Here is a 24586-nt window from a genome sequence, read left to right on the forward strand (position 1 = left end):
TCCGTAAATTAAAAAAAGGATGCTTTTATACAAAAGTATCCTTTTTCGTCCCTTATCTATTTAATATGAAATTTACTAAAAGTAAATCCTAGTTTCTCCACATAATCCATCCCTAATTCCATACGCGCCGTTTTCAACGGATCCACAACTTGGCAAACTTTTAAATTACCTGCTGCCGATAATAAAAGAGTTGCATCAGCTTTAGACACTGCTAATTCTTCATGTAAAAATGTTACCATATTATGTACAGCACGACTTGCTGCATCATCTAACAATTTCTCTGAAGCAATCGTCATCATTTTTCCTTTTTGAATAGCCATTGGTAACGGCCATTTCTTTTCTTTTATAATTTGAACTGTTACCGTTACCTCACCAGCAACCTCTACACCACTAACACCAATTTCACCATCACCCATCGCTGCGTGTAAATCACCTAACGCTAATAGTGCTCCTGAGACATTAACTGGTAGTAGTAATGTTGTTCCTTCTTTAATCTCTTTACAGTCCATATTCCCGCCGTGATCATGCGGTGTGCCACATGAAATGCTCTCTTCTTTCGGTGCAGTACCAATTACCCCAATCATTGGATTAATCGGGATTTGTAGTTCACTTGAAAACAAAACATGTTCATTATGTATTGGGACAATTTTCACTGTATTTTCATTTAACTCATCACCTATTACACCAAGGTTTGCACCTGTAGTCAAAACGCCCTGCTCTGCAATTTTAATCTTTTCAATCGTTACGGCTAATATATCGCCAGGTTCTGCTCCTTTAACATATACAGGTCCAGTGGCCGGATTAATTCGGTTCCAATCTAATTCTTGAAACACAACATCTTCAGAATCGATTTGATTTTCAAAGCAATCATATGTTTCAAATACAAGACTGCTCCCAATTTCCACTTCCATACAAGGCTTATTTTCTGGTGACATTGAGTAAATAATATGGTCTTTATGAATTCGATACATAATACCTCTCCCTTTTATATTTATCTACTATTACTAATTAGCTCTTTTTATACAAGCTCCTCTTAAAATTAAATGTTATTTTTATGTAAAAAAGCACGCAGATTGTTTTATAACATACACTCTTTACTATAACAGAAAGGTGGTATCACTATGCCCCTTATTCCATACAACGAAAGTGATGTTGATTTACTAGCTCGATTAATTCGTGCTGAAGCTGAAGGCGAAGGTCGCCAAGGTGAGGAGTTAGTTGGATGCGTTGTAGTAAACCGTGTATTTTGTGATTGCTTAGATTTTAAACAACTCCGTACCGTACGAGACGCTGTATATCAAAGCCCCGGCGGATTTGAAGCAGTACAATATGGATATTTTTATCAACGCGCTCGTGAATCAGAAAAAGAAATCGCACGAAAAGTTTTACAAGGTCAATGGCGCTGGCCTGCACGATGGGCTCTTTGGTATTTCCGTCCAGTCGGAGCTTGTCCACCTGAATGGTATAATCAGCCATTTGTAGGACAGTTTAAAAGCCATTGTTTTTATGAGCCAAGTGGTGATGAATGTCCGAAAATGTATTCACGATAGTAAAAAAGAAAACACCGAAAGTACCTGCTTTTATATATACTTTCGGTGTTTTCTTTTTATTCAAGTAATCTAATAGTAAGATAAAATATTTAACTCCTATAACATTTTATTAATCGAATATTCAACATGTACTGAAGTTTCTTAGACTAATAGAAACCAAATGGTATATAAGAGATTATCACTAAATAACAACTTTTAGTTTTAATGTATATATTTGTTTATAAAAAAATGATAAACTAATTTACGCATTGGAAAAATTTTATAATGATAAAAAGGGGATCACTATGAAATTACTACGTTTATTTCTCATTCTAACTCTTGTTGTATTATTAAGCGCATGTGGTAATACAGCAGTAAAAGTCACCAAGGTTCAAAAAAACGGCGAAACAACTTTAAACATTGGCTCCCTGAAAGGGTATTACGATGTACAAACGATCAAAACTGAACAAGGAAATGTACAATTTCCTTTTGATGCAACCGTTGAAGAGGGTACAATTTTATTACAAATCACTAAAGACGATAAGGTCATTTACGAAGAAGAAGTCACTTCTCAAAAAGAAGGTTTACTTTCTTTTGAAGCACCAAAATCTGGATCTTATAATTTAATTGTACGCGTAAAGAACGAAAAAGCAAAAGCAAAAGGTATACAAATACATACAAAACTATAAAAAAACGGCAAGCGAATTCTAGCTTGCCGTTTTTATTTCTAACTCAATTTTCATAATATATACTTATCGATTAAACGAATTGTTTTGTGTATACTTCATCTTTATTTACATTCTATATTTAGACATTATTCTTAAAAAATCTTCTAAAATAAAAATTAAGTTATGATTTCCGGAATTTTAGTTTAATTACCTAAAAAAATTCTTTATCGCTTCTAATTGAATTTTATGACTACACTCATCACAACAATATACCCCGTTTGGTTTCTCTTTAAATCGCTTATATTTTTCACTGCCTTCGTAAACACGAAATATATTCTTACAAGAAAAGCAAACAATCTCATAAAACATCATATGCATTTTCCTCTCCTTGTTTATACACTTTTTTAATCACTTGTGAGAAGGTCATTTTTCTACAGTATAAATTTTAATATCCTTTGACTAAAAGGTTTACCTCTATTCTTATCGAATTATATTAATATCTTATAACGCGAGGTGAACATCTTGTTCAGTAATATAGAATTAGTTTTAGATGCTAAAGCAAGTTTAGCTGAAGGACCATGTTGGGATGGAAAAAAGCAACTTTTATATTGGGTTGATATTATGGAGAGAAAATTATGCATATACAATCCTACCGCTAATACGAACCGAGTAATTGCTCTCAATCAACAAATTGGCTGTGTTGTTCCATATTTAGAGGATGTACTACTCTTAGCTATGGAAAAAGGCTTTTATTCTATTAATGTAAATACCGAAAAACTGACACATATTTTTGACCCTGAACCACATTTAATAGAAAATCGTTTCAATGATGGAAAATGTGATCCAGCTGGTCGTTTCTGGGCAGGTTCTACAGATACATACGGTATGAATGCTGCAGGTTCCTTATATTGTTTACATAATAATTTGAGTGTAGAGAAAAAAGTTTCACATGTAAATACTTCAAACGGAATTGCTTGGTCACCTGATCATACATACCTTTACTTTATAGATACACCTACTAAAAAAGTGGTTCGCTATCAATATAATATACGTACTGGAGAAATTCATAATCCAAGTGATGTAATCATTTTCTCTGAAAATGATGGTCTACCTGATGGTATGACAATTGACGAAGAAGGTTGTTTATGGATTGCACATTGGGGAGGTTCAAAAATAACTAGATGGAATCCCTCTACTGGAGAACAAATATTAAGTATTCCAATTCCTGCGTTATATGTAACATCATGTACATTTGGTGGGCCTAACTTAACTGATTTATATGTTACAACAGCCAGAACAAGAATGACGGATGACGAATTAAAAGAGTATCCACATGCTGGTGGTATTTTTCGAATTCAAACAAATGTTAAAGGCTGTCCCACCTATTCATTTTGTAATAAAAATATTGGAGCTGAAACAATGTGAACCGTATCGATTACATAAGACAAGAAGAAAAGAAATATCACGACCTTTGCTATGAACAATATAAACTATTTGAAATTGGCTCTTGGCTGTACAAACCGGTTAAAACAGTTATGGACTTGATGGATCACTTTGAAGGACAAAACAATTTGCAAGTACTTGATCTTGGCTCTGGCGTTGGGAGAAATAGCATTCCAATTGCAAAAAAAATAAAAAATACTAGCGGCACTGTTACATGTGTTGATTTACTTAATTCCGCTTTAACAAAACTACAAATTTATAGCAAAGAACATGATGTATTCGAGGTTATAAAAACAGAAGAAGCAGCAATTGAAAACTATCATATTGACTCTAACGCTTATGATTATATCGTTGCAGTATCAAGTTTAGAACATGTCAAATCAGAAGAAGATTTTAAAAACGTGCTTCATTCTATGAAAAAAGGGACAAAAAACGGCGGTATTAATTGTTTGATTATTAACTCTAACATACAAGAAATTGATTTAAAAACGAATGAAGAATTAGAAGCTTTAATTGAAATTAATCTCCCAACCGAAGAAATAATACGTCTATTAAAAAGCATTTATAAAGGATGGAAAGAAGTAAAAGTTGAAATAAAAGAATTAGCTTATAATATAGTTCGTAATGAAAGACACATTCAATTAAAAACAAATGCTATAACGTTTGTAGTTCAAAAATAATCGTATAATAAAGATATGATTATTTCTCTCAGATTTATTTTTATTGCACGAAATTTGCAACTATAAATATTTATGAAACAAAAAATAAAAGAGCACTTGTTTCCGCAAGTGCTCTTTTTGGGGATTTTGAGATATCCTATTAAAGAAAGTTAAGGTTACTTAAAGTTAATAGGTACTTCTATTATATGCTTGTCCTTTTTATTTGTGCATAATCAATATATAAACATCTTTAATCATTCTTAATAACTTTTAATTATAGTTCTCTCTTACATTTTATCGTAAAAAAATTGATTGAAGGTTTATTTACCACGTTCTTATTTGGTTCATCAATTTCCGAAACTTGTACTAATCCATATTGATTAAAATCTCGTTTTATAGATTCAGAATCATAGAAGAACATTTTTACGCCTTCCATTATTTCATAATAGTCTTGCTCCAGCTGTTTTCCTTTTCCGTACATTGGGGCTTTTTGAGAAACAGTTGTAAAAACCATATATCCGCCTGGTTTTAACTGATTATAACAATCTTCAATAAATTTCTCTCTTTCCTGTTCATTCAACAAATGAAGAAGTGCATGACTAAATATCCCATCATACAGTTTGTTATTAAAAGGCATCTCATTTACCGAACCGTGATAGATACTAATATCTTCTAGTCCATTTTGCTTTGCTAAATCAATGGCTGTTTTTGAAATTTCAATACCTGTTACATTTATACCATTATCGATAAAAACCTTTGCATTTCTTCCATATCCAATACCCGGAATTAATATGTCTTTAACGTTCTTTTCAAGAAAAAAATCTTTTGTCAAAATTGCAGATTCTGTAGATTCAAATCCCCACATCGTTTGTTTTTCGATAAAACTTGATTCCCAAAATTCCATTATGTATCTATCTCCTTATTTTCAATCCATTTTTAGTATCACATTAAAAACTTATAAATTTTAACGCTGCGTCTACCTATGCCAAATTAATTTTTTACCACATTCACTATAAGTCCATTGAATATAGCACAATTATAAGCCTATATCTATTATAATGATTGGTTTAAAATCCACCCTATTTTATTAATCCTTACATTTGTAGAAAAATAAAAAAGCCAATACTTCCGTTATAGTATTGGCTTTTTCTCACGAGAAATTATCTTTTTATATTGTACCGATCTAATACTTTTTCTAACATTTCTAAAGTTATTGGTTGTGCTTCTTTTATTAATTGATAACCAATACGACCATTCGGTTCCGCTGTAACTTGCTGTAAACTCTTTACATCATGGATTCCTTTTTCTCTTAATTGCATATATAGTTGTTGCTCCGACATTTTTGCCTGCATCAAATTCTCTTTTACAATCTCTCCGTTTTCAACAATTATAATGCTACTTCCATTTAGAAATTGTTCCACCTTCCTTGATTTCAATTCAAAGAAATGAATGATAAGTAGTATGCTTGCAAATATGATAGCCGCAAATATAGATGGGACTACTTTTCTACTTAATACAGGTTCCACAATAATACGGCCGATTGATACAACTATAATGATTTCAGCTCTTGTCATTTGGCTGACAGATGCACTACCTGTCATTTTCAAAACAATTATTCCAGTAAAAGTTAATATAATACTTTCCAAAATTATATTCATAATAACCCAATCCTTTAATGGTGTATTTTACTATCATTCCCATTAAAGTTGTGTTTTACTTACCTATTAAGTTGTTAAACCCTTCAGACCATGATGGAAATAAAGGTATCCAACCATACTCTTTACGCGCCTTATTATTGGAAGCTCCTCTTTCCCAACTATCTTTCCCATCTTGAACTTTAGGCTTAGGTGCCCCTATCGCTGCTGCATATATTGGTAACCATTCTTTACTAGTTGCTGGATAATTATCTACAATATTTAAGATTCCTGAAGGCCAATTAAGGGCTAGCATAGTAGCTCTTGCAGCATCTTCGACATGTATAAACGAGATTATCCCATCTGATGCAATAATCTCATTATTACGAACTTGATTTGCTATTAATCCGTTTTCCGCATACCATGTTCCTGGTCCGTATAATGTGCCATAACGAAGTATTACCGATTCAGGTAACTCAGTAACAGCTTCTTCTAATTTCAATATGCCATTAACAGTGACTTGTCGAGGCATGGAAGCAGTAATATGTAGTGAATCTTTTTCAGTCGCAAATGTATCCCCTGGTTCATACGCCCATGAAATACTTTGAGCGATTATTTTCTGTACCCCTACATTTTTAGCTGCATCGACAAGGTTACGAGTGCCTTTTGTTCTAATTTTTGCATTATCCTCAAAATCCCATGAAGATAATGACGTTAATTGATGAATAACTACATCGGGATTTGTTTCTTCTAATACAGAAAATACAGCCTTTCTATTAAATACATCAGCTATTACTGGTATGGCACCAACCTTTTTCATTGCTTCTACTTGCGAAGTATTACGGATCATCGCAAAAACTGTATGCCCATTTTTTATTAACATTGGCAATAAAGAACGTCCTATTACACCCGTTGCACCTGCTACAAATATTTTCATATATGTTCCTCCTCATTTAGTAATCATAAATGTGACGAAACATTTGTAAGGTATGTGACAAATATTTGCTCATTTTTTTCGTTATTCATATGAAACATATACTTTTAATGGTTTAATTATCCCTAAACTCAATTCATCAAAGCATTGTATGAGTGAAGTATAATGTATTTCATGTTGAAAGATCTCTTCTATAAATGGTGTTTTTCCTATTTCTTCAAAAAACCAATCTGCATGCTTTTGATAATCGTATCCATCACTTGATCCAATGATTTGCAATTCTTTCTGATAAAAGTTAGCAGTTAATGTTAGTTCTTCTATATTACCATCAGATAGTATACATATTTTACCATTAGTTTTAAGAGCTTTTTGCAAAGTATGGAACCCACTATTTGTAGCAGAACATTCGAAACCATAATTATATGTTTCTATTATTTTCTCTTCTGAATCATATATGTTTTTCGGACCAAACTTCTTTGCAAAATCTCTTCTATTTTTATTAGGCTCAACAACATCCACGTGCTCAATGCCTACATAGTATTTTAAGAAATAACAAGCGAACAAACCAATAACTCCCATTCCAGTTATAAGTACTTTTTCATCATGTCGCGGGTTTAGTTTCAATACTCCTTTAGCAGCATCACATGAAAGAATGGATAATAAAGCAACTTTAGGTTGTATAGAACTAGGCACTCGAATTACTTTATGTACCTTAACTATCCCTATCGTTTCATGTCCATAAAAAGAAACTACTTTATCACCTACGTTTACATGTGTTACTTGATTACCAACTTGAATTACTTCACCATAACTTTCATATCCAGTTTTTCTTGGATAAGAAGGATTCGTTTCCGTAATATCGGATCCATTATACTGTGGTAACTCGGCCCCAATGCTTATCGCTCCTGCGATTGTTTTAACGATAATTTCATCGTCCTGTATGTCCTTAATTTCATTTGTTTCCCACTCAAGTTGTTTAGGCCCTTTTACAATTAACTTATATTGTTCCATTTATATCCTCTCTTTTTATAAAGATGTTATAAGTAATATTGTTATCCATCTAGATTTCGACTAAATTTATTTACCTAATAGATGATAAATTACCCTTGCCCACGTTTATACCTTTAATGCTCCTGTACCTTTCTGTTCAGCGTCTAATACTTTAAGATTACTATTCTGATAACATTTTAAGAAAAGTCGTTGCCGCCCAAATGAAATACGCAAGTTGCGTCACGATATACATCGTAATTTCAAAACCTGTAAGCTTTCTTTCCCTTTTTATTTTCTTTAAATATCTATAAAAACAAAATGAACATAAGATCAGTAAAACAATAGACATTTGATATAGATTATCCACTAAAAGAACTGCCATTTATTTCATCACCTTTCCAATAGAAAGCGGGCTATAGTTCAAGCATACCATAAAAAAGGAATTAATTACCATGTAGTCTAGAGCAAATATTACCCAATTAAAACCAGTCACCTTTTTGAATTTATTCAATACAATGTTATGTAATCGACTACACACGATATAATAGGAGATTACTTTCTTTCACTGCAAATGCTTAGGAGGAAGTTGTACATGCAATTGATTCATAACATAAGAAAGGCATTTAATAACCTATGTAACTACGATACGTTCAATTTAATACACACTATTCAATCATTAAATATTTCACTTCATAAAATAGCTCCTTTTATTACTTCACCAGTTAACCTTGAATACGGAAGGAACATTATCTATCAATCTGAATTTGTAGAGATTTTAGTATTAAATTTCCCCAGCAAAGCAAAGACCTTTGTGCACGATCATGGAATATCTGTAGGATGTATACTAATAGTCAATGGTACGTTACAAAATATAACGTACGAAAATAATAGCGAGCGGATTGAAGAGTTTACAGAGGGAAATATTTTCACAGTAAAAAAAGATACTGTGCATAAAATGTATAATGCTACAGATTCAGCAGTAATAACTTTCCACGTATATTCCCCACCATTAAAAGATGTCCAAATATATGAATAGTCTTTAGAAGGAGGAAATATGCAAAATTTGAAAGATTACTATATAAAGAGCTTACAAGATGGTCGTAACGTTTGGCTCTATGGTCAAAAAGTAGATGTAACTACAGACAAACATTTTGCAGGAACATTAAGTACCATTTCTAATTTATTTACATTGTTTGATGATCCAATACGAAGAGATTCTGTTGGATATGTTAGTCCAAAAACGAAAGAATTTGTTCATACAGCCTTTTTAGTTCCGAATTCCTATAACGAATTATTAATGAGGAGAACCGCTTTTGAAACGTGGAGTTATGCTACAGACGGTGTAATGAGTAGACTATCTGATTACGCAAGATCGAGACTTACTGGCTGGTACGTATCAAAATATTTTTATAAAAAATTCGATGCACAGTTTCCAAATAAAATTACATCTTATTATGAAGAAGCGAGAGATAATCACTTATTCTTAAGCGTAGTTCAACGTGATCCACAAATAAATCGATCTACAGAATCAATGTTGAATACAAACGACTTAGGATTACTAAGAGTTACGAAAAAAACTTCTGATGGAATTTATTTAAGTGGTGCTAAAATGATTGGTACTGCTTCTCCTTATTCAAATGATTTATTAATCTATCCATTAGCAAAACTGACTGATACGCAAAAAGATTTAGCTCACTTTCTCATTGTGGCAGCCAATTCCCCTGGATTACATATGGTTTGTAGAGAACCATTTGCGAATACACATTCAATTACAGTTGATTCCCCTCTTAGCTCACAGTACGATGAAATGGATGCACTATTAATCTTTGATAATGTATTTGTACCATGGGAACGTGTCTTACTATATAACAACCCTGAAGCGTTATGGGCAATAAAGTCAGATGTAGCTTCTAGTAGTTTAGCTTATCACCAAGCAATTGTACGATTAGTAGTAAAGCTAGAATTTATAACTGCAATTGCTTGTGAAATTGCTGAAGCGATCGGTGCTACTACTTATTTGCATGTTCAAGAGAAGCTTGGGGAATTAATTATGCAAATCGAAACAATTCGCGCACTTTTAATTGCTGCAGAAGTTGAAGGTACTACAAATGAAACGAAAACTTATTTGCCGAATTTTAAATATATCGAAACTGCAAGGAATCTTGGTTCCAAATATTATCCCCGTGCAATAGAAATTTTACAATTAATTGGAGCAGGTGGGTTCATTCAACTTCCTTCGAGCTCGAATGACTTCCAAAGTCCGATAGCTGATTTATTGAAAAAGTACTTTAAAGGAACGAATATAGATGCCGAACAACGCACAAAATTATTTAAGTTGGCCTGGGATATCATTGGAAGTCCATTAGGATCTAGACACGAATTGTATGAAAGATTTTATGCCGGAGATCCAATACGAAATACAGCTACGCAATATATAAATTATGATAAAAATCATTTTAAAAAGATGCTAAGTAAATATTTACATTAATGAAAAAGAGCACTCTTTTCTAAGAGCGCTCTTAAAAAACATATAGTTATTCAGTTACATATATAGTTGCTCCGGCCACAACTGCTACTTTTCTCCGTAATCGTTTCATTTTATTCAACTTTTATAATTCAGCTTTATAACCTCTGGTATATGCTTCCTATCATATTTCCTCATATAGGCTTCTCCATCTGGAGTAACTAATTGTAAAACAATCTCACAACAAACCTCCTAATTCAAATTATTCCTTTCTAAACTGAAAATCCAACTGTCTTGATTGCTTGATTTCCTCAATTACTTTACGAATACCTTCTTCAATCTTATCTTCTTTTACATTCGAAACATTTAATTTTAATAGTTTTTCTTTAGGAAAATCCCTCATATAATTCTTATCAATAGTATCGACACTTATTTGAATGTCACCTAATTTTTGTATAAGTGTTTCTGTAACTATGTTTTTCTGCATTTCTAAACAAGTGTGTATTCCAAGTGTGTTTTGTCTATTATATGTAAATAATGATGAATTTTCATTTTGCACTTTTTCTAATGTTTCTGCTAGTTTTATTGATCTATTGTAGTAGGAAGAATTAATTTTACTTTTATGACGTTCAAACATACCACTCTTTATATAAATTTCTAAAGCCGCTTGAGAAATCATCGGACTATCAATATCTAGTATTTTTTTGTATGTATAGAAAGCATTTGCAATGGATCGTGGGATGACCGCAACTCCAACCCGTAAACCTGGAAAAATAATCTTCGAATAACTTTTCAAATATATGACATGACTACAATTATCCAAGCTATATAACGGATCTGCTTTTGAATCAGTTTCTAAATCTGCTAAATAATCATCTTCCACTATAAATACATTGTATTTCTTAGCCAATAGTGTGATTTTTTCTTTCTCATCTTTAGAATAAGACGTTCCAAGCGGATGATGATATCTCGGTATCGTATAGAAGAATTTTATTTTTCCAGTTTGAAATATTTGCTCCAATTCATTCAAATCGATACCTTCATTCGTACGTCTAATACCGATTACAGGAACTTTATTTATTTCTAGATAATCAATATATAGATGATATGTTGGCTGTTCAATTAATACAGTTTCATTTCCATTCGGAAATGGTATGGAAGTTAATATAGCAAGTGCCTGCTGAACACCTGACGTTATAAAAATATTTTCTTCTTTTGTAAAGACTTGATAATTTGCTAGTTGTTTTTGAATAACTGGTATTAAAGATGGTAACCCTTTCGGCGTTCCATATACAAACAAATCATTTTTATACGTATCAATAGCCTTATTAATACAATGTTGAAAATCTAAATATGGGAAAACATCTGGATCTGGTGCTGAGGAAGCAAAATCAATTATCTCGTTATTTTCTATGGTACTCCCAGATTTCTTAACAACGTAATATCCACTTTGAGGGACAGAATATATAATATGACGCTTTTCTAATTCATGAAGCGCACGTATAACTGTCGCCTTATTACATTCATATTGCGTAACGAGTGACCGTATAGACGGTAATTTCTTTCCTTCATTTATTTCTCCATTTTGAATCATATTTTCTATGTCGTTTAAAATATGTAAATACTTATACATATTACACCTCCTTCAGCAATTTTCTATTTAATTATATCGATTTTATATTCATATAGCATTCATTCCTCAATTAGTTAATTTTCCGATCATCTATATCGTAAATCCCAATAGCGTATGAATCATTTTCAATCCATTTCTTTACTGCTTCTGTTTTAAGTACCCCTTCAACTTCTTTTTCTATTTTCTGTCCAAGTTCTCTCGCCCTTACTTCACCATCGCTAATCTTAGTTTTTATATCAATGGTAGCAGGTTGATTCTTTTTATAATTTATTTGCTGAATACCAAACCCTTCATATCCATTCTTTCTGAATACGTCATCAAATATCTGTCCAAAAACTAACTGCCATCTTTGTTCTGCATTTACAATCTCCTGGTTTCTTTGAGATATATTTACTTTATAGGACATAATGCCTTGAATTTGCAATCTTTTATTAATTTCTTTTTTTATTTCGTTAGCATTTTCGCTATCAGCAATCTCTAAATCTACTATCCTTTCTTTTTCATCTCTTATAGCAGCACTAAAAAAAGATTCCTCCTTGACTGTCGCTGTAACAATACCCATAACTATAGAATCTTCACTTTTAGATTCTTCCATTTCAGGCTCACAAGCACACAATACAGCAATTGAAAATAAAAATACAATCAACTTCTTTCCTCTTTTCATTGCACTTCCCTCCGTAAATTTTCATTTACGATAAACTTTTACTTTCACATATAAATACCTTCTATAATTATTAAATTTAACATTATTTCACATTTTCCCCACTTAACAAGGGAATTACAATTAATAAATAGAATATCTCTATGAATAAATAAAAAGTGAGGGATATATAATGCAACGTGTAAATACGATTGATATTAGTAATGTACTACAATTGGAAAAAACTCTTTCGACTTTATTAAATAAGATGATTTCTTCAAAACTAGACCTTGAAAATTGGTTAAAAGAGCAGTCAAAAGTAATTTGGGAAATCGAAGAACAATTAAGATCACATTACATCGCCTTTCAATGTAATACGGATGATGAAGAAATAAAGGATACTTTTGAACATGATCAACAATTTGTAAAGCCTCTTTTAAAGCGGTACCAAAATTTATTGGATAATAAATATTTAGAGTCACCTTTTCGAATGGAATTAGATTCTAACGTATATGGTTTGTTAGATGCAAAAATAAAAAATGCTCAAAAGTTATTTTGTGAGGAAAATATCGAATTAGAAATAAAGGAAGATAAATTAGTCACAGAGTACTTTGAAATCACTGGAGGATTAAGTGGAATTTGGGACGGAGAAGAAAAAACGATAACAGAATTACAATCCTACTTACAAGATTCGAATCGTGACATCCGTAAAAAGGCAAAAACCATTATTTCTGAACAATTTTTATCTGTTGAAAAAGAACTCCAAAACATATTAAATCAATTAATTGAAATTCGTCATCAAAAAGCAAAAAATATTCAACTAGAGAATTATCGCGATTATATGTTCAAAAAATACGAGCGTTTTGATTATTCAGCGAAAGATTGCTATGAACTAGCCGAATCCATACGTAAGTATGTTGTGCCTCTTAAAGATAAAATAATGCTAGAGAAAAAAGAAAAACTGCAAGTTGATACGCTTCGCCCGTGGGATGTATCAGCTGTAACTCCAGATCAAAAAGTGCTTAAACCTATTGCAAATGAAAATGATTTAATTGAAAAGAGCACTCATATCTTTAATAAACTAGATGTTGAATTTTCAGCACTTTTAAACCGAATGTATAAACACAATTGTCTTGATTTAACAAGCCGCAAAGGAAAAGCAGCTGGTGGCTTTTGTGAGTACTTACCAGCTTCACAATTATCTTATATTTTTATGAACTTAAATTATACACAAGATGATATTATCACTTTTATACATGAAATGGGTCATAGTATTCATAACGAACTCATAAAACCATTAAAATTACGACAGTATATAGAAATTCCAGCTGAAACAGCTGAACTAGCCAGTATGACAATGGAGTTATTCTCGCTTAATTATTGGGATACCTTCTATACAGACAAAAAAGATTTAAAACAAGCAAAAATTAACTTCTTTAAAGATGTTATTTCATATTTACCTATTATGCTTATTGTCGATCAATTTCAACACTGGCTGTATGAAAATCCAAGTCATACTTCTGAAGAAAGAAATGAAAAATACTTACAACTTCAAAAACATTATCAGTCTAGCGTCATACATATTGATGGCTACGAAAACTGGATAGCAACGAGTTGGTTACCTGTACTCCATATTTTTGAAGTACCATTTTATTATATTGAATACGCGATTGCCCAACTTGGGGCATTACAAATGTATAAACAATATAAAGAGGATCCTAAGCAAACACTAGAAAATTATAAAAAGGCATTATCACTAGGAAGCTCGCAATCTATAAAAGAAGTATATGATGCAGCCGGTATTCGTTTTGATTTCTCTGGTGAAACCATTAAAGAACTAATGCTATTTGTAGAAAAAGAATTAGAATTACTTGAGCAATTATAAGAAGAAAACTACACCTATATTTTAGGTGTAGTTTTCTTCTTCATTTTATTAATCAGTTCTATGTACTGAGTATCACCATATCCGATTGTTGGAAAAAGATAAAACAACTTTGTTAATAATTCTTGATTTGATAAACCTTTATTTTTAGAGATGAATTTCATTACGATATTATCTTCTTTTAGCATTTCTAAATATAAATCTATAGCTTGATACATTACAGGTGGTACTTTATGATAAGTCTTTTTATGGTTTACTAATACTTCATTGTATATAGTAGAATAATCCCCCAATTCAAGTTCAATTTGATTTACTTTAAATTCATCCTCCCTGAAACTATTTAAGTATACTTTCCCTTCATAGCACGACTGCTCAAGGTATGAAAGTAAAGTAAGTAGATTCATTTGGCAAAACATATCTTCACCGAACCATAAAACAATACATTTATACTTTTTCGCAAATAGATTTTCTAACGGATCTATAACTTTTTTTGCATAATTTTCGACTGAACTGTTATGACCTTCTGCTCTTATTTTAATAAACTCTTCATCAAAAACTTGTGCAGTAGCGCTATTTACACACATGGCCTCGTTAAATGGGGCATAATCAGACTCACCCATTAGCTCCTCCGTTTTAAATTCTTCATACATCATTTGACCATTCAATATGTTAAGTACATCTTTATCAAATAGCTCACTATTCTTATTACGTAACTGTTCAACCTCTAATTTTCTAGAAATATTCATTTTGAACTCCCCTTCTTTATTTATATTGAGTTTAACAAATGATTGAATAAGCATGTTGTTCGTTGGTATTCTCTTGGATTCATTCCAAAAACATTTTTACATATTCGATTTAGCCGTTCCTATTTATAGTGCGATAGAATATTCATTTTCTGGAAATGGGAATATCATTGACTATGAACATTCTATTACAAAAGCACTATTTGAAGGCTACCAAGAGGAAAATGAACTACCAAAAGAGATGATAGACAAGTTTCCATTATTTATTAAATTAAAGGAGATTTTTGAATATAGCTTAATGCATATGTATTGGGATAAAGAAGAATTAACGGAGGAACAAGTACGGATTATGAACCTTTATAGGATGAAGATCGAAAATAAGTATACCTATATCAATATTTAAGAATGCTGTTGTTTAACTACAAGGAAACTTTGGTTAAACAACAGCATTTATTAATTTGCTGACAGCCTTTTTTATGACTTATAAATACTGATTCAATAATCTTTTCAAATACACTTCATTTTGCGGTGATACTTTTTCAGAAAATCTAGCTGCAATAATAATAGGAGCCCATTGAAAAACTTCATCTCTTGATAAGCCGGTACGACTGCAATATATATGTAAATACATCTCAGCTAATTCTACCGAAGATTGTGAGTACAACAAGTATGTTCGAAATACATCTGCGCGAATATCACCTGAACTTGCATCTACCCAGTCTATAACTTTCACTTTCTCTTCCTTACTCAAAATCAAATTAAATGGATAGAAATCTCCATGACATAGCCTAAAATCAAATGTAATAGAATCTAATTTTTGTAATATATTCTTCTTTTTGCTTTCATCCAATTTATGTACAGATTTAATTTGACGCTCTAACCTTTTCCTCATTAACTCCATTTCATCTGTATTCACACGTATAGCATGGATCTTTTTTTGCTCATTAACACAAAGTCCGATATAACGCTCTGCCTCATTTAAATTATTAAGTAGGAGATCACCAACACTGTCCCCTTTTACGTATTCCATAATAATTGCCTGTCTATCGTGTATCTTTGTCACTTCAAATACGTTTGGAACTGGCAGCCCGCATGAATAAGCATATTTTTGTTTTTTTGCTTCATTCATAGACTCTGTATCTGGGAGGTAATCTTTAAATAATTTTACAACCTTATCATCAGTTAAATAAATTTCTGCTGTATTCCCTTTTGCAATTGGATTACCTAAAACCACTTCATTTCTCCCCTTAACATAAATTAAAATAACACCTTATACCCCTCTTTAAATTCACTATAATCCTAGCTAAAACCTTCTTCACGAATATACAAAAAACTTACCGCTTTCCATCCTTAAATAGAAAGCGGTAAGTTTAATTGTTTAGGAATATCAGAATGAAACTCTGATGTATGCACAATTGAAAATGTATATCCTTGCTCAATAAATGATACTTCATTACATTTACATTCAAATGATACACTATTTTTCTTAAAGTTATTTTGGATTCGCTGTAAAAATACGACGTCTGGTGTTCCGAAAGAAACGTGTACTTTCGGTGATAGAGCTTTCATCGCGATTGGAATCCAAGGTCGCTGCCACCAAGTTGCGACGACATAAGCAGTGCCACCAACTACAAAGTTAAAAATATCCCCGTCTTCCATCGTTTTCATATTTAGATTTGATTTCAGCCATTCCCTAAAAATAGGTACACTTTTAACAGGAAGACCAATTTCCCTTACATATAAAATGTTTAAAGGTGACTGCGGTACTAATACATCTTCTTTAACATAACTATGCGCGATAATTTCGAGTAGATTTCCATCTCCGTCTTTAAAGTATAAATTGAATCGACCATCCTCTTCATCAATTATATGACCATCTTTCCATTTCGCAATGAGTAATCCAGACTCCTCAAGCCATCTTGCTGTTTCATGAAATTTTGAATATGAAATTTCAAAAGCAAAATGTGCAGGTACAATTGGTTCATACACTTCTTGAAAACTAATTGTTGTATAAGGTGTTACTTCAAATTGAATGAAGGATGCTGTTTCTTTTTTTATTGGAAAAGATAATATGTCCTTATACACTTGTTTTACCCCTTCTATGGAAACCGTTTGTAATTTTATATCTGATATATGTGTAATCACTTTACATTCCCCCTCATTTCTTATTATCTATTCGTATTGTATTACACTTATAAATAGATAAAATCAAACGGAAGGATGGATTTTTCATATAGAAAATACAACTTTAGTATGAATATGTTAGCTCCAATTATTTTTTATTTCTGCTATAACAATTTCTGGTTTATCCCAGTGCAACATGTGTGTAGTATCAGGAATTACTTTTACTATACTATCAGTTTTCTCTTTGAAAACATTTACTGTCTTATCTCTATAATCCGCCCAAACTTGTGGAACTGTAGCTCGGAGTAATACAATATTAGCCGGCAGCTTCTCATATATATCTATCGTTTCATCTTTATGCATACCTCTTATTATATTACTAGCTGTATTCCCCCTGGCATGCCACCATACTTTATTATCCATTTCGCCCCCTAGATCCTTTACAGCAACTTCTAACAATGAAGACCACCTAGTATAAGCTTCTTTTTCACTTTTGAAAAATTCGTCCCAATTATTAAAAACGTATTCATCAAAGTCCTTTTCATAATAAGCAATTTCTTCTTCCAACGTTTTTTCTTGAAGCCTTTTTGTTTGATATCCACCATCAATAAGAATACTTCCTTGTACTTTTTCTGGATGATTTAACAAATAAAATAAGGCTACAAAACTTCCCCATGAATGTGATAGAAAATAAAAATGTTCGATTCTCAATTCATTTATTATTTCATTTAACCAATTTACTAAATTGTGCATCTCATAATCTTCCGTTCTTTCAAAGGGCGGTGTTTTACCATGTCCAGGTGCATCAACGGAGATAAATCTATACTCTTCTTTTAATTCCTCAGCAATTTCTATAAAACTTAAACTCGTACTACCTAATCCATGTAAACAAAAGATAACAGGCTTGTCATTATTCCCCCATTCAGTAATATGTACATTTATTTTTTCATTGCTAATATAGTAACGTTTCAAAACATTTATCCTCCATATTTTGATTTTTTAATTTACACTTTATTTATTTCTATTATTTTCAAGTATTTCCTGTATTCTTTTCCACACAAAAAGCTGCTTTTCTTTAAATGAAAAGCAGCTTTTACACTAAAATATATTATAATTTAACAGCGATAATCATAAATCTTTTTGAATTCGTACGAATCCCTTTTTCAGAACTATTTGTTTCAATGAACTTTTGTAAAATAGTAAAATCCTCTTCCTCTTCTCCAAATCTAGGAATAATAGGTGTATGTTTTAATAAGAAAATAAGATCTTCAGGCGTACTGTAATAATCAGTAACATCATATTCGCGTACTTGCACGAGATCAAATCCTGCACTAATAAGTTTATCCATATACTTTTCTTTTAAAGTGCCATCTCGTTCACCTAAGCATTGTCCTCTGCCAAATGCTTCTTTCAGGTTTAATTTATCATTCTCACTTACTTGTTGTGTTAAGAAAAAGGCACCCTTTTTCATTACTTTTGCTAACTCAGACGCTAGAAACGGAGCATGACAACTTGAAGCAATATCAAAATGGGCATGCGGAAATGTTAAAGCTTCAGAACCCATTTGAAGAAACTCAACATTTTGTACACCTGATTTTTTCAAGTTAGAATGTGCCGTTTCAATCATGCCGTTAGAATTATCAATTCCAATTAACAATTTAGCTGATGATGCTATGTTAAGTACATTTTCTCCTCCGCCTGTACCAACATCAAGTAAAATATGTGATGGTTTACACCTTTCTTTTACCTCACTATAAAAGTCCCATGTATCTCCTACAGTTTCACATTTTATTTTGCTAAAATCCCATCCATTTAATCTTCCTACTTTATCATAGAAGCTTTTATACTCTAATTCGTTCATCTTATTACTTCCCCTTTGTAAAAATAAATTAAATATGTATAATAACCTACGACACTCCTTAATTATATATTATAAAATACAAATTATTAAAACAATATTTCCCTTCACACTACAATAAGTTTACATAACATTTTTATGGTTTATCTTTATCTATATATTCTAAATGCCCTCTTCCCCAACTACACATACTATCCAAAACAGTACTGACTGTTTTTCCATGTTCAGTTAAGCTATATTCTACTTTAGGTGGTATTTCTTGATAATGCTTATGAATCTTATAAATCTCTTTCTCTTGTAAAAAGGCCTGGCCATAATAATGAAATTGCACATACTGTTCTATATTTAATGCAAAATAGTTTTACTACGGGTAATGTATTATTTCCAGATGGAGGGTACACATATCATTAAATTATTAGCAACAAAAGCCCCTTATTACAGTGGCTTTTGTTGCTAATTTAAACATCGCTGAAGTAATATAGGATTCTCTTTTATTAGTTCTGCTAACAACACTAATTGCGGAAAAGGTCATAAGATTAACTCTTTATCCAGCAACCCCTTTTGTTCTCGAATCATTCCGCCTCATCCAATAAAAGCCGCCCTAATTTCTATTCCCTACACTTTTATATAAAATCAATATTATAAAGTAGGATTCAACAACTTCTTACAGAATTCTATATTTAATACGTATTGGACGGATTATTTTCAAGTTCCTCTATAAAAAAGGGAGGTCATACAATTGTGAAATTTGTACAAGAACAAAGATTAACTGTCAAGACAACTTTTTCAAAAGAATACAAGATTTTTATTTTGGGTTTACTCATTTCACGAATCGGGGATTCACTATATACTTTTGCACTGCCTTGGATTGCCTATCAATTAACTGGTTCAGCTGTAATTATGAGTTCTTTATTTGCTGTTAACGTATTGCCAATCGTTTTATTTGGCCCTTTAGTTGGTGTACTAGTTGATCGATATGATCGAAAAAAGTTACTTTTGATATCAGATATTACCAATATTATTTTAGTAAGTCTCGTACCAATTTTACATGCATTACATCTATTAGAAGTCTGGCATTTATACGTAATTACTTTTATCTTAGCAGTTATGTCCATGCTTTTCGATGTAACAACAGTTACAGTCATTCCACACATCGCAGGTGCATCATTAACGAAGGCTAATTCTTTATATCAAATGGTTAATCAATTGGCTAGTTTGTTTGGTCCAATCATAGCTGGGCTTTTCATATCTTTTATTGGCGGCTTTCAAGTACTTTGGATTAATGCTCTTTCATTTATTGCTACATTAATTGCTGTGATTATATTACCTTCTATGAAAAACTTAAATAAAAAGAATACTGATAAAAAAATATTGCAAAATGTACTAAATGATTTGTTTGATGGATTTAAATGGCTCAAAAATGATTGGTTAAATATAGCTTTGTCACTTCAAGCTATGGTAGGTAACTTTGGAGCAAGTGCTGTTTTAGGTGTACTTATGTATTATTTATTATCGACATTAAATCTTACCTCCGCACAAAGTGGTTATAATTATACTTTAATAGGAATAGGTGGGCTTTTAGGAAGCTTAATTGCCGTTCCTTTAGAAAAGAAATTTCGACGTGGTATACTTATTCCTTTACTCCTATTTTGTGGAGCGCTTGGATTAACATTTGCTTTATGGAGTACATATTGGCTTGCTCCCGGAATTGCTTTCGGTATCGCGATGACATGTAATATCACATGGAATACGATTGTTACATCAATTCGGCAGGAAACTGTTCCATCCAATTTGCAAGGACGTGTTTTAGGTTTTTCTCGTGTACTTACACGATTATCTATGCTATTGGGGGCATTAGTAGGTGGAATTATTTCAGCCTACAATCCTGTATTTATATTTGCTTTAGCTGCTTTTACTAAAATAATTGAAGTCTTTATTGCCTTATGTAGTCCGATACGAAAACTGTAAAGAGGAAAAATTATATATTTTGAGATATTAATAAAATAAAAAAAGGCATAAAACATGCCTTTTTTTATTGCTTATTTGTTTATTGGATAACAAACTTCTGTAACCCACTTATTAGGATCCGATTCCATCGCTGGGCTCACATGATAAATATTAAACATTGGGCCTGCTAATTCGTAACCTTCTGTCTCAATCCATTTTGCCGCAGCTTCATTTACAGCTGTCATCTGTTCATAACTTCCATTAACTGTTATGGAAGCTACATGAGTTGATTCAATCTTTTTAAATGCAACATCTTTTGTATTTTCGTGCTTACCAAGAATACTTAGCTGTATTTCTATATCTACATCATTTTCTTTGTATTCACTATCATGGAAAACCGCAATACTATAACTTGGATGGTCAATACTAATATTTCCCATTTGAATTTCTTGCATCAATATACTCCATAAATCACCTTCGCAATTATACGATGGAATAATCTTTCTAACACTAGCTACAGTTCTTTCTGGAATTTCTTTTATTGAAACATGATAATTCATCTCAACAACATCCTCTCTCATCATTTTCATTGAGTCTTCGAGGAGACGGAATTGTTTTTGGAGGTTATTCATGTCTTCTTTAACTTGAGCACTACGATTAAAAAATTTCTCTTTTATGGTATCTATATTATCGCATTCTATTATTTCTTTAATAGTAGCAATATTAAACCCCATAGCTTTTAACGTTTGAATTTGATTTACTTTTTTTAATTGGTCTGCTGAATAAAATCGATATCCACTCTGCTCATCGACTTTTACTGGTTGTAGTAATTCCACTTTATCGTAGTGTCTCAACATTCGTATACTAATGGAAGATAGTTTTGAAAAATCCCCTATTTTAAACATGATTTCCTCCTATAAGTTACATCTACTTTGAAGCTCAACTTTATCTTAAACAATGACATTGTGTGAGGGTCAACTGTTTATAACGTTTGAATTATATTTCTTTAATTATTTACCCTTATATACTCTTCTGTCTTATGCCTATAAAGATTGATAATAATCCGTTCACAGCTAATAAAATTACTATAATACTTGTAAGTAAACCTACATCTGCCGCAAATATTTTTATCGTACGCCATGGTGAGCTTGTACAATAAGTAAGAAGTGGGATGAAAATAATAGATAATAGTAGGAATAGAGCCCCTACGAATAACCAAGTTAATTTTTTTACAGTTTCCTTATGTTTATATTTTTTAATTAACATAATTGATGAAATGAAAAGCGCGAGTATAACTGTAGACATAACAATTTGTGTAAATGGTATGCTTTTATGGGGATCAACCGGTTCTTCTTCATTCAAAATATTAATAATCCCCTTTTTTAATACTGAAAGTGCTGGTTCTTCTAATACATGATTTTTATTTGTTAAAATCACACCACCCCAGCCACTTTTATTTAAAGTAAATATTTCTGTACGAGCATCGGGCGTTGATCCTGAATGCCAAATCATCGTTTCGCTTTCATTTATACTTGTTGTTCTTAATCCAAAACCATAGCTTTTTTCTGAATTTATGTTATAAAGTGGTGTAAGATAAAGGTCGATGTTTTCTTTCTTTAAAAATTGAGTATCTTCTTGTCGATTCAAAAACATAATAAATTGAATCATATCTTCCAAATTTGCGGTAATATAACCATACGATGCCCCGGCATTATCATAGGATACTACACTTTTTCTTGGTATGCCAAACCATGACTGATAACCTGTTAAATAGCCTTTTTCATATGCAGTTTCTTTACTTGCTGCCGCACCATTCATATTTAATAGCTGAAAAACATGTTTTTCCATATATGAGGAATATGTATCATTTGTAATTTCCTCAATAAGTGCACCTAAAACAATATAATTCGCATTACTATATTGATATTTTTCTCCTGGTAGAGCAGTTAATTTTACATTTGAAAGTCTCATTACATTTTCTTTTAATGCTGTAGAACTTTTGGATTGCTTATCTGATATTAATAAGCCTTCATATGTGTTTATTCCGCTTGTATGAGTTAAAAGGTGTTGGATTGTTATAGATGAGGATATTTGAGAATCTTTTAGTTTAAACCAAGGAAGATGTTGTTGAACTGAATCCTCTAATTTTATCTTTTTGTCTTCTATTAATTTTACTATAGCTAAAGCTGTTAAAGATTTGCTTATTGAGCCGATTGCAAATGGTGTTTTACTAGTTATTTTTTTTTCAGATTCCCCAGTAATCCCCCACGTTTTAGTGAAGAATACATCTTTATTATGTACAATTGCAACAGCAGCCCCTGGAATATTCTGTTCCTTTATAAATTTTTCAATATACTTATCTAAAGTAGCTTTAATATCTTGCTGAGCATATGCTTTTGGATAAATGATACATAATACTATTACATTACAAAGAATATAGATTTGAAATAGTTTATAGATAGTTTTCTTCATTATACTTTAGATAGCTTTCTTTTTTTATAACTTACTAAGCTAATAAACACTACTACAGAGAGCATAAAGCTAATCATTATTAATAAAACGTTCCACCATTGATTCTCTGATATGCGATATAAAATATTATAATTAAATGTATTTTTGCTATTAGTTGAATTAAATGATTCAGTTAAAAATATTGAAAATGTAGTTTGCGAGATGAGGTAAGTAATAATTGCGATGAATATGCCACGTAAGATAAATGTGTTGAATTTTCCTTTTTCATTTTGAAGTTGTTTCATTTTAACTTGTAAATCAATTTCATTTATTTCTATAAAATCTTTAACAAATAATTGAGGGGTACCTAAATCATCTATACTGTCTTCACCATGTTCATGACACTCTTGAATATGTTCTAATATTTGTCTCTTAATATTTTCCCTTTCTTCTAAACTAATATCGTATTGCTTTAATTCCTTAAGTACGTCTCTTAAAAATTGCTTTTCTTTACCTATCAATTTATTCCTCATTTCAGAAGGTCTCCTTTCAAACCACTTTTTAATAATGTTTGAATGTCCAATTGCAATTCTAACCACTCATTAATTTTCTTCTCAAGACGTATTTTCCCATTTTCATTAATTTCATAATAAATCCTCACTTTACCACTGTCTGTTACCTCTTGATAAGTGTTAACCCACTCTTGATTTTTCAACTTAGTTAAAATAGGATAAATACTTCCTACTCCTTTCAATTTTAAATTGTTTATTTCAAGTTCTTTCATAATCTCATAACCATAACTTTTCTTTTTCGACAAAATAGATAATACACACATTTCTAAATGACCTTTAATTAAACTTGTTCTATCCATAGGATAAATTTAACAGAAATATATACTTCATTCAAGTATATATTTCTGTTAAATTTAAAAAATCAGACAATGAAAAATAGATTAATAAACAAAAACATATCACTTACGAACCATTT

Annotated in this window: 27 protein-coding genes and 4 pseudogenes; 10 read left to right on the forward strand and 21 right to left on the reverse strand. The window is 31.5% G+C overall.

Going from position 1 to position 24586, the window contains the following annotated elements:
• Positions 1-56: 56 nt before the first annotated feature.
• Entirely contained in the window at positions 57-971 is a 915-nt protein-coding gene (locus GBN91_RS23290) for an acetamidase/formamidase family protein (RefSeq protein WP_152122463.1), read from the reverse strand.
• 150 nt (positions 972-1121) lie between these two features.
• Here GBN91_RS23290 and GBN91_RS23295 point away from each other — a divergent pair, with 150 nt between their 5' ends.
• Positions 1122-1550, forward strand: coding sequence for a cell wall hydrolase (locus GBN91_RS23295; RefSeq protein WP_001128402.1), 429 nt, complete (start codon positions 1122-1124; stop codon positions 1548-1550).
• A 284-nt stretch (positions 1551-1834) separates the two neighbouring features.
• Complete coding sequence (locus tag GBN91_RS23300; RefSeq protein WP_152122464.1) at positions 1835-2218, forward strand: BA_1872 family lipoprotein; 384 nt, start codon at positions 1835-1837, stop codon at positions 2216-2218.
• A 186-nt stretch (positions 2219-2404) separates the two neighbouring features.
• Here GBN91_RS23300 and GBN91_RS23305 read toward each other — a convergent pair whose 3' ends face one another.
• Positions 2405-2575 carry a DUF2197 domain-containing protein gene (locus GBN91_RS23305; RefSeq protein ID WP_000551048.1) on the reverse strand — a complete coding sequence of 57 codons (171 nt, stop codon included), beginning with the start codon at positions 2573-2575 and terminating at the stop codon, positions 2405-2407.
• 144 nt (positions 2576-2719) lie between these two features.
• On the opposite strand from GBN91_RS23305, the gene GBN91_RS23310 reads away from it, so the two are divergent.
• Both GBN91_RS23310 and GBN91_RS23315 read left to right on the forward strand, forming a co-directional pair.
• Positions 2720-3622, forward strand: a complete 903-nt coding sequence (locus tag GBN91_RS23310) for an SMP-30/gluconolactonase/LRE family protein (protein WP_152122465.1) — start codon at positions 2720-2722, stop codon at positions 3620-3622.
• On the forward strand, positions 3619-4320 hold the full coding sequence (locus GBN91_RS23315; RefSeq protein ID WP_088363929.1) for a class I SAM-dependent methyltransferase: 702 nt from the start codon (positions 3619-3621) through the stop codon (positions 4318-4320). Before GBN91_RS23310 ends, GBN91_RS23315 begins: the two co-directional genes overlap by 4 nt.
• Before the next feature lie 253 nt (positions 4321-4573).
• Here GBN91_RS23315 and GBN91_RS23320 read toward each other — a convergent pair whose 3' ends face one another.
• The 5 genes from GBN91_RS23320 to GBN91_RS23340 all read right to left on the reverse strand — a co-directional run bounded on the left by GBN91_RS23320 (position 4574) and on the right by GBN91_RS23340 (position 8239).
• Entirely contained in the window at positions 4574-5203 is a 630-nt protein-coding gene (locus GBN91_RS23320; RefSeq protein WP_000397627.1) for a class I SAM-dependent methyltransferase, read from the reverse strand.
• Between the two features lie 256 nt (positions 5204-5459).
• Positions 5460-5957 carry a DUF421 domain-containing protein gene (locus GBN91_RS23325; RefSeq protein WP_001021411.1) on the reverse strand — a complete coding sequence of 166 codons (498 nt, stop codon included), beginning with the start codon at positions 5955-5957 and terminating at the stop codon, positions 5460-5462.
• Between the two features lie 55 nt (positions 5958-6012).
• Positions 6013-6870, reverse strand: coding sequence for an NAD-dependent epimerase/dehydratase family protein (locus tag GBN91_RS23330; protein WP_152122466.1), 858 nt, complete (start codon positions 6868-6870; stop codon positions 6013-6015).
• An 81-nt stretch (positions 6871-6951) separates the two neighbouring features.
• A complete protein-coding gene (locus tag GBN91_RS23335) occupies positions 6952-7878 on the reverse strand; it encodes a zinc-binding dehydrogenase (RefSeq protein WP_078439914.1) in 927 nt (308 codons plus the stop codon).
• 160 nt (positions 7879-8038) lie between these two features.
• Entirely contained in the window at positions 8039-8239 is a 201-nt protein-coding gene (locus tag GBN91_RS23340; RefSeq protein ID WP_000279689.1) for a hypothetical protein, read from the reverse strand.
• Positions 8240-8449: 210 nt separating this feature from the next.
• On the opposite strand from GBN91_RS23340, the gene GBN91_RS23345 reads away from it, so the two are divergent.
• Both GBN91_RS23345 and GBN91_RS23350 read left to right on the forward strand, forming a co-directional pair.
• Positions 8450-8893: a cysteine dioxygenase gene (locus tag GBN91_RS23345; RefSeq protein ID WP_001176008.1), complete on the forward strand. Its 444-nt coding sequence runs from the start codon at positions 8450-8452 to the stop codon at positions 8891-8893.
• Positions 8894-8911: 18 nt separating this feature from the next.
• Complete coding sequence (locus GBN91_RS23350; RefSeq protein ID WP_152122467.1) at positions 8912-10345, forward strand: 4-hydroxyphenylacetate 3-hydroxylase family protein; 1434 nt, start codon at positions 8912-8914, stop codon at positions 10343-10345.
• 114 nt (positions 10346-10459) lie between these two features.
• Here the strand turns inward: GBN91_RS23350 and GBN91_RS29325 are convergent.
• From GBN91_RS29325 to GBN91_RS23365, 3 genes and pseudogenes are all read right to left on the reverse strand, one after another.
• Positions 10460-10570 (reverse strand): annotated as a pseudogene (locus tag GBN91_RS29325) (carboxypeptidase regulatory-like domain-containing protein); the annotation flags it as partial.
• 13 nt (positions 10571-10583) lie between these two features.
• Positions 10584-11954 carry an aminotransferase-like domain-containing protein gene (locus GBN91_RS23360; RefSeq protein ID WP_097797164.1) on the reverse strand — a complete coding sequence of 457 codons (1371 nt, stop codon included), beginning with the start codon at positions 11952-11954 and terminating at the stop codon, positions 10584-10586.
• 70 nt (positions 11955-12024) lie between these two features.
• Positions 12025-12618 carry a DUF4030 domain-containing protein gene (locus GBN91_RS23365; RefSeq protein WP_061654798.1) on the reverse strand — a complete coding sequence of 198 codons (594 nt, stop codon included), beginning with the start codon at positions 12616-12618 and terminating at the stop codon, positions 12025-12027.
• 169 nt (positions 12619-12787) lie between these two features.
• Between GBN91_RS23365 and GBN91_RS23370 the strand changes: the two genes are divergently transcribed.
• Complete coding sequence (locus GBN91_RS23370; RefSeq protein WP_152122468.1) at positions 12788-14479, forward strand: M3 family oligoendopeptidase; 1692 nt, start codon at positions 12788-12790, stop codon at positions 14477-14479.
• A gap of 14 nt (positions 14480-14493) precedes the next feature.
• Here GBN91_RS23370 and GBN91_RS23375 read toward each other — a convergent pair whose 3' ends face one another.
• A complete protein-coding gene (locus GBN91_RS23375; protein WP_001027427.1) occupies positions 14494-15222 on the reverse strand; it encodes a hypothetical protein in 729 nt (242 codons plus the stop codon).
• A gap of 52 nt (positions 15223-15274) precedes the next feature.
• Here GBN91_RS23375 and GBN91_RS23380 point away from each other — a divergent pair, with 52 nt between their 5' ends.
• On the forward strand, positions 15275-15622 hold the full coding sequence (locus GBN91_RS23380; protein WP_098023279.1) for an aminoglycoside phosphotransferase: 348 nt from the start codon (positions 15275-15277) through the stop codon (positions 15620-15622).
• Positions 15623-15700: 78 nt separating this feature from the next.
• On the opposite strand, the gene GBN91_RS23385 is transcribed toward GBN91_RS23380, so the two are convergent.
• The 5 genes and pseudogenes from GBN91_RS23385 to GBN91_RS23405 all read right to left on the reverse strand — a co-directional run.
• Complete coding sequence (locus GBN91_RS23385) at positions 15701-16453, reverse strand: aminoglycoside phosphotransferase family protein (protein WP_097999464.1); 753 nt, start codon at positions 16451-16453, stop codon at positions 15701-15703.
• A gap of 116 nt (positions 16454-16569) precedes the next feature.
• A complete protein-coding gene (locus tag GBN91_RS23390; protein ID WP_097999465.1) occupies positions 16570-17364 on the reverse strand; it encodes a VOC family protein in 795 nt (264 codons plus the stop codon).
• Positions 17365-17481: 117 nt separating this feature from the next.
• Positions 17482-18315 (reverse strand): alpha/beta fold hydrolase, encoded by an 834-nt coding sequence (locus GBN91_RS23395; protein WP_000833449.1) that lies wholly within the window; start codon positions 18313-18315, stop codon positions 17482-17484.
• A 136-nt stretch (positions 18316-18451) separates the two neighbouring features.
• Positions 18452-19204 carry a class I SAM-dependent methyltransferase gene (locus GBN91_RS23400; protein ID WP_152122469.1) on the reverse strand — a complete coding sequence of 251 codons (753 nt, stop codon included), beginning with the start codon at positions 19202-19204 and terminating at the stop codon, positions 18452-18454.
• Between the two features lie 133 nt (positions 19205-19337).
• Positions 19338-19472: pseudogene (locus tag GBN91_RS23405) on the reverse strand (winged helix-turn-helix transcriptional regulator); the annotation flags it as partial.
• On the opposite strand from GBN91_RS23405, the pseudogene GBN91_RS23410 reads away from it, so the two are divergent.
• A pseudogene (locus GBN91_RS23410) lies at positions 19469-19612 on the forward strand (SDR family oxidoreductase); the annotation flags it as partial. The pseudogenes GBN91_RS23405 and GBN91_RS23410 sit on opposite strands and share 4 nt — an antisense overlap.
• 42 nt (positions 19613-19654) lie before the next feature.
• Here the strand turns inward: GBN91_RS23410 and GBN91_RS29750 are convergent.
• A pseudogene (locus GBN91_RS29750) lies at positions 19655-19762 on the reverse strand (NUDIX hydrolase); the annotation flags it as partial.
• A gap of 180 nt (positions 19763-19942) precedes the next feature.
• Between GBN91_RS29750 and GBN91_RS23415 the strand changes: the two are divergent.
• A complete protein-coding gene (locus tag GBN91_RS23415; protein ID WP_152122470.1) occupies positions 19943-21169 on the forward strand; it encodes an MFS transporter in 1227 nt (408 codons plus the stop codon).
• 71 nt (positions 21170-21240) lie between these two features.
• Here GBN91_RS23415 and GBN91_RS23420 read toward each other — a convergent pair whose 3' ends face one another.
• The 4 genes from GBN91_RS23420 to GBN91_RS23435 form a co-directional block, all read right to left on the reverse strand.
• Positions 21241-22053 (reverse strand): MerR family transcriptional regulator, encoded by an 813-nt coding sequence (locus GBN91_RS23420; RefSeq protein ID WP_087947581.1) that lies wholly within the window; start codon positions 22051-22053, stop codon positions 21241-21243.
• Positions 22054-22168: 115 nt separating this feature from the next.
• Positions 22169-23620, reverse strand: coding sequence for a serine hydrolase domain-containing protein (locus GBN91_RS23425; protein WP_152122471.1), 1452 nt, complete (start codon positions 23618-23620; stop codon positions 22169-22171).
• Entirely contained in the window at positions 23620-24132 is a 513-nt protein-coding gene (locus tag GBN91_RS23430) for a hypothetical protein (RefSeq protein WP_001244705.1), read from the reverse strand. The genes GBN91_RS23425 and GBN91_RS23430 overlap by 1 nt, the downstream gene beginning before the upstream one ends.
• Positions 24129-24470: a PadR family transcriptional regulator gene (locus GBN91_RS23435; protein ID WP_000376286.1), complete on the reverse strand. Its 342-nt coding sequence runs from the start codon at positions 24468-24470 to the stop codon at positions 24129-24131. The genes GBN91_RS23430 and GBN91_RS23435 overlap by 4 nt, the downstream gene beginning before the upstream one ends.
• Between the last annotated feature and the right edge of the window lie 116 nt (positions 24471-24586).

The organism is Bacillus sp. B1-WWTP-T-0.5-Post-4, assembly GCF_009183795.1.
GTDB classification, from domain to species: Bacteria; Bacillota; Bacilli; order Bacillales; family Bacillaceae_G; genus Bacillus_A; species Bacillus_A cereus.

Coding starts and splice junctions, on each gene's coding strand:
- GBN91_RS23345 (WP_001176008.1), top strand. CDS start 8,450: ATGCAATTGATTCATAACATAAGAAAGGCATTTAATAACCTATGTAAC.
- GBN91_RS23300 (WP_152122464.1), top strand. CDS start 1,835: ATGAAATTACTACGTTTATTTCTCATTCTAACTCTTGTTGTATTATTA.
- GBN91_RS23350 (WP_152122467.1), top strand. CDS start 8,912: ATGCAAAATTTGAAAGATTACTATATAAAGAGCTTACAAGATGGTCGT.
- GBN91_RS23400 (WP_152122469.1), bottom strand. CDS start 19,204: ATGAACGAATTAGAGTATAAAAGCTTCTATGATAAAGTAGGAAGATTA.
- GBN91_RS23330 (WP_152122466.1), bottom strand. CDS start 6,870: ATGAAAATATTTGTAGCAGGTGCAACGGGTGTAATAGGACGTTCTTTA.
- GBN91_RS23430 (WP_001244705.1), bottom strand. CDS start 24,132: ATGAGGAATAAATTGATAGGTAAAGAAAAGCAATTTTTAAGAGACGTA.
- GBN91_RS23305 (WP_000551048.1), bottom strand. CDS start 2,575: ATGCATATGATGTTTTATGAGATTGTTTGCTTTTCTTGTAAGAATATA.
- GBN91_RS23295 (WP_001128402.1), top strand. CDS start 1,122: ATGCCCCTTATTCCATACAACGAAAGTGATGTTGATTTACTAGCTCGA.
- GBN91_RS23325 (WP_001021411.1), bottom strand. CDS start 5,957: ATGAATATAATTTTGGAAAGTATTATATTAACTTTTACTGGAATAATT.
- GBN91_RS23365 (WP_061654798.1), bottom strand. CDS start 12,618: ATGAAAAGAGGAAAGAAGTTGATTGTATTTTTATTTTCAATTGCTGTA.
- GBN91_RS23425 (WP_152122471.1), bottom strand. CDS start 23,620: ATGAAGAAAACTATCTATAAACTATTTCAAATCTATATTCTTTGTAAT.
- GBN91_RS23375 (WP_001027427.1), bottom strand. CDS start 15,222: ATGAATATTTCTAGAAAATTAGAGGTTGAACAGTTACGTAATAAGAAT.
- GBN91_RS23335 (WP_078439914.1), bottom strand. CDS start 7,878: ATGGAACAATATAAGTTAATTGTAAAAGGGCCTAAACAACTTGAGTGG.
- GBN91_RS23420 (WP_087947581.1), bottom strand. CDS start 22,053: ATGTTTAAAATAGGGGATTTTTCAAAACTATCTTCCATTAGTATACGA.
- GBN91_RS23370 (WP_152122468.1), top strand. CDS start 12,788: ATGCAACGTGTAAATACGATTGATATTAGTAATGTACTACAATTGGAA.
- GBN91_RS23435 (WP_000376286.1), bottom strand. CDS start 24,470: ATGGATAGAACAAGTTTAATTAAAGGTCATTTAGAAATGTGTGTATTA.
- GBN91_RS23380 (WP_098023279.1), top strand. CDS start 15,275: ATGTTGTTCGTTGGTATTCTCTTGGATTCATTCCAAAAACATTTTTAC.
- GBN91_RS23320 (WP_000397627.1), bottom strand. CDS start 5,203: ATGGAATTTTGGGAATCAAGTTTTATCGAAAAACAAACGATGTGGGGA.
- GBN91_RS23360 (WP_097797164.1), bottom strand. CDS start 11,954: ATGTATAAGTATTTACATATTTTAAACGACATAGAAAATATGATTCAA.
- GBN91_RS23290 (WP_152122463.1), bottom strand. CDS start 971: ATGTATCGAATTCATAAAGACCATATTATTTACTCAATGTCACCAGAA.
- GBN91_RS23340 (WP_000279689.1), bottom strand. CDS start 8,239: ATGGCAGTTCTTTTAGTGGATAATCTATATCAAATGTCTATTGTTTTA.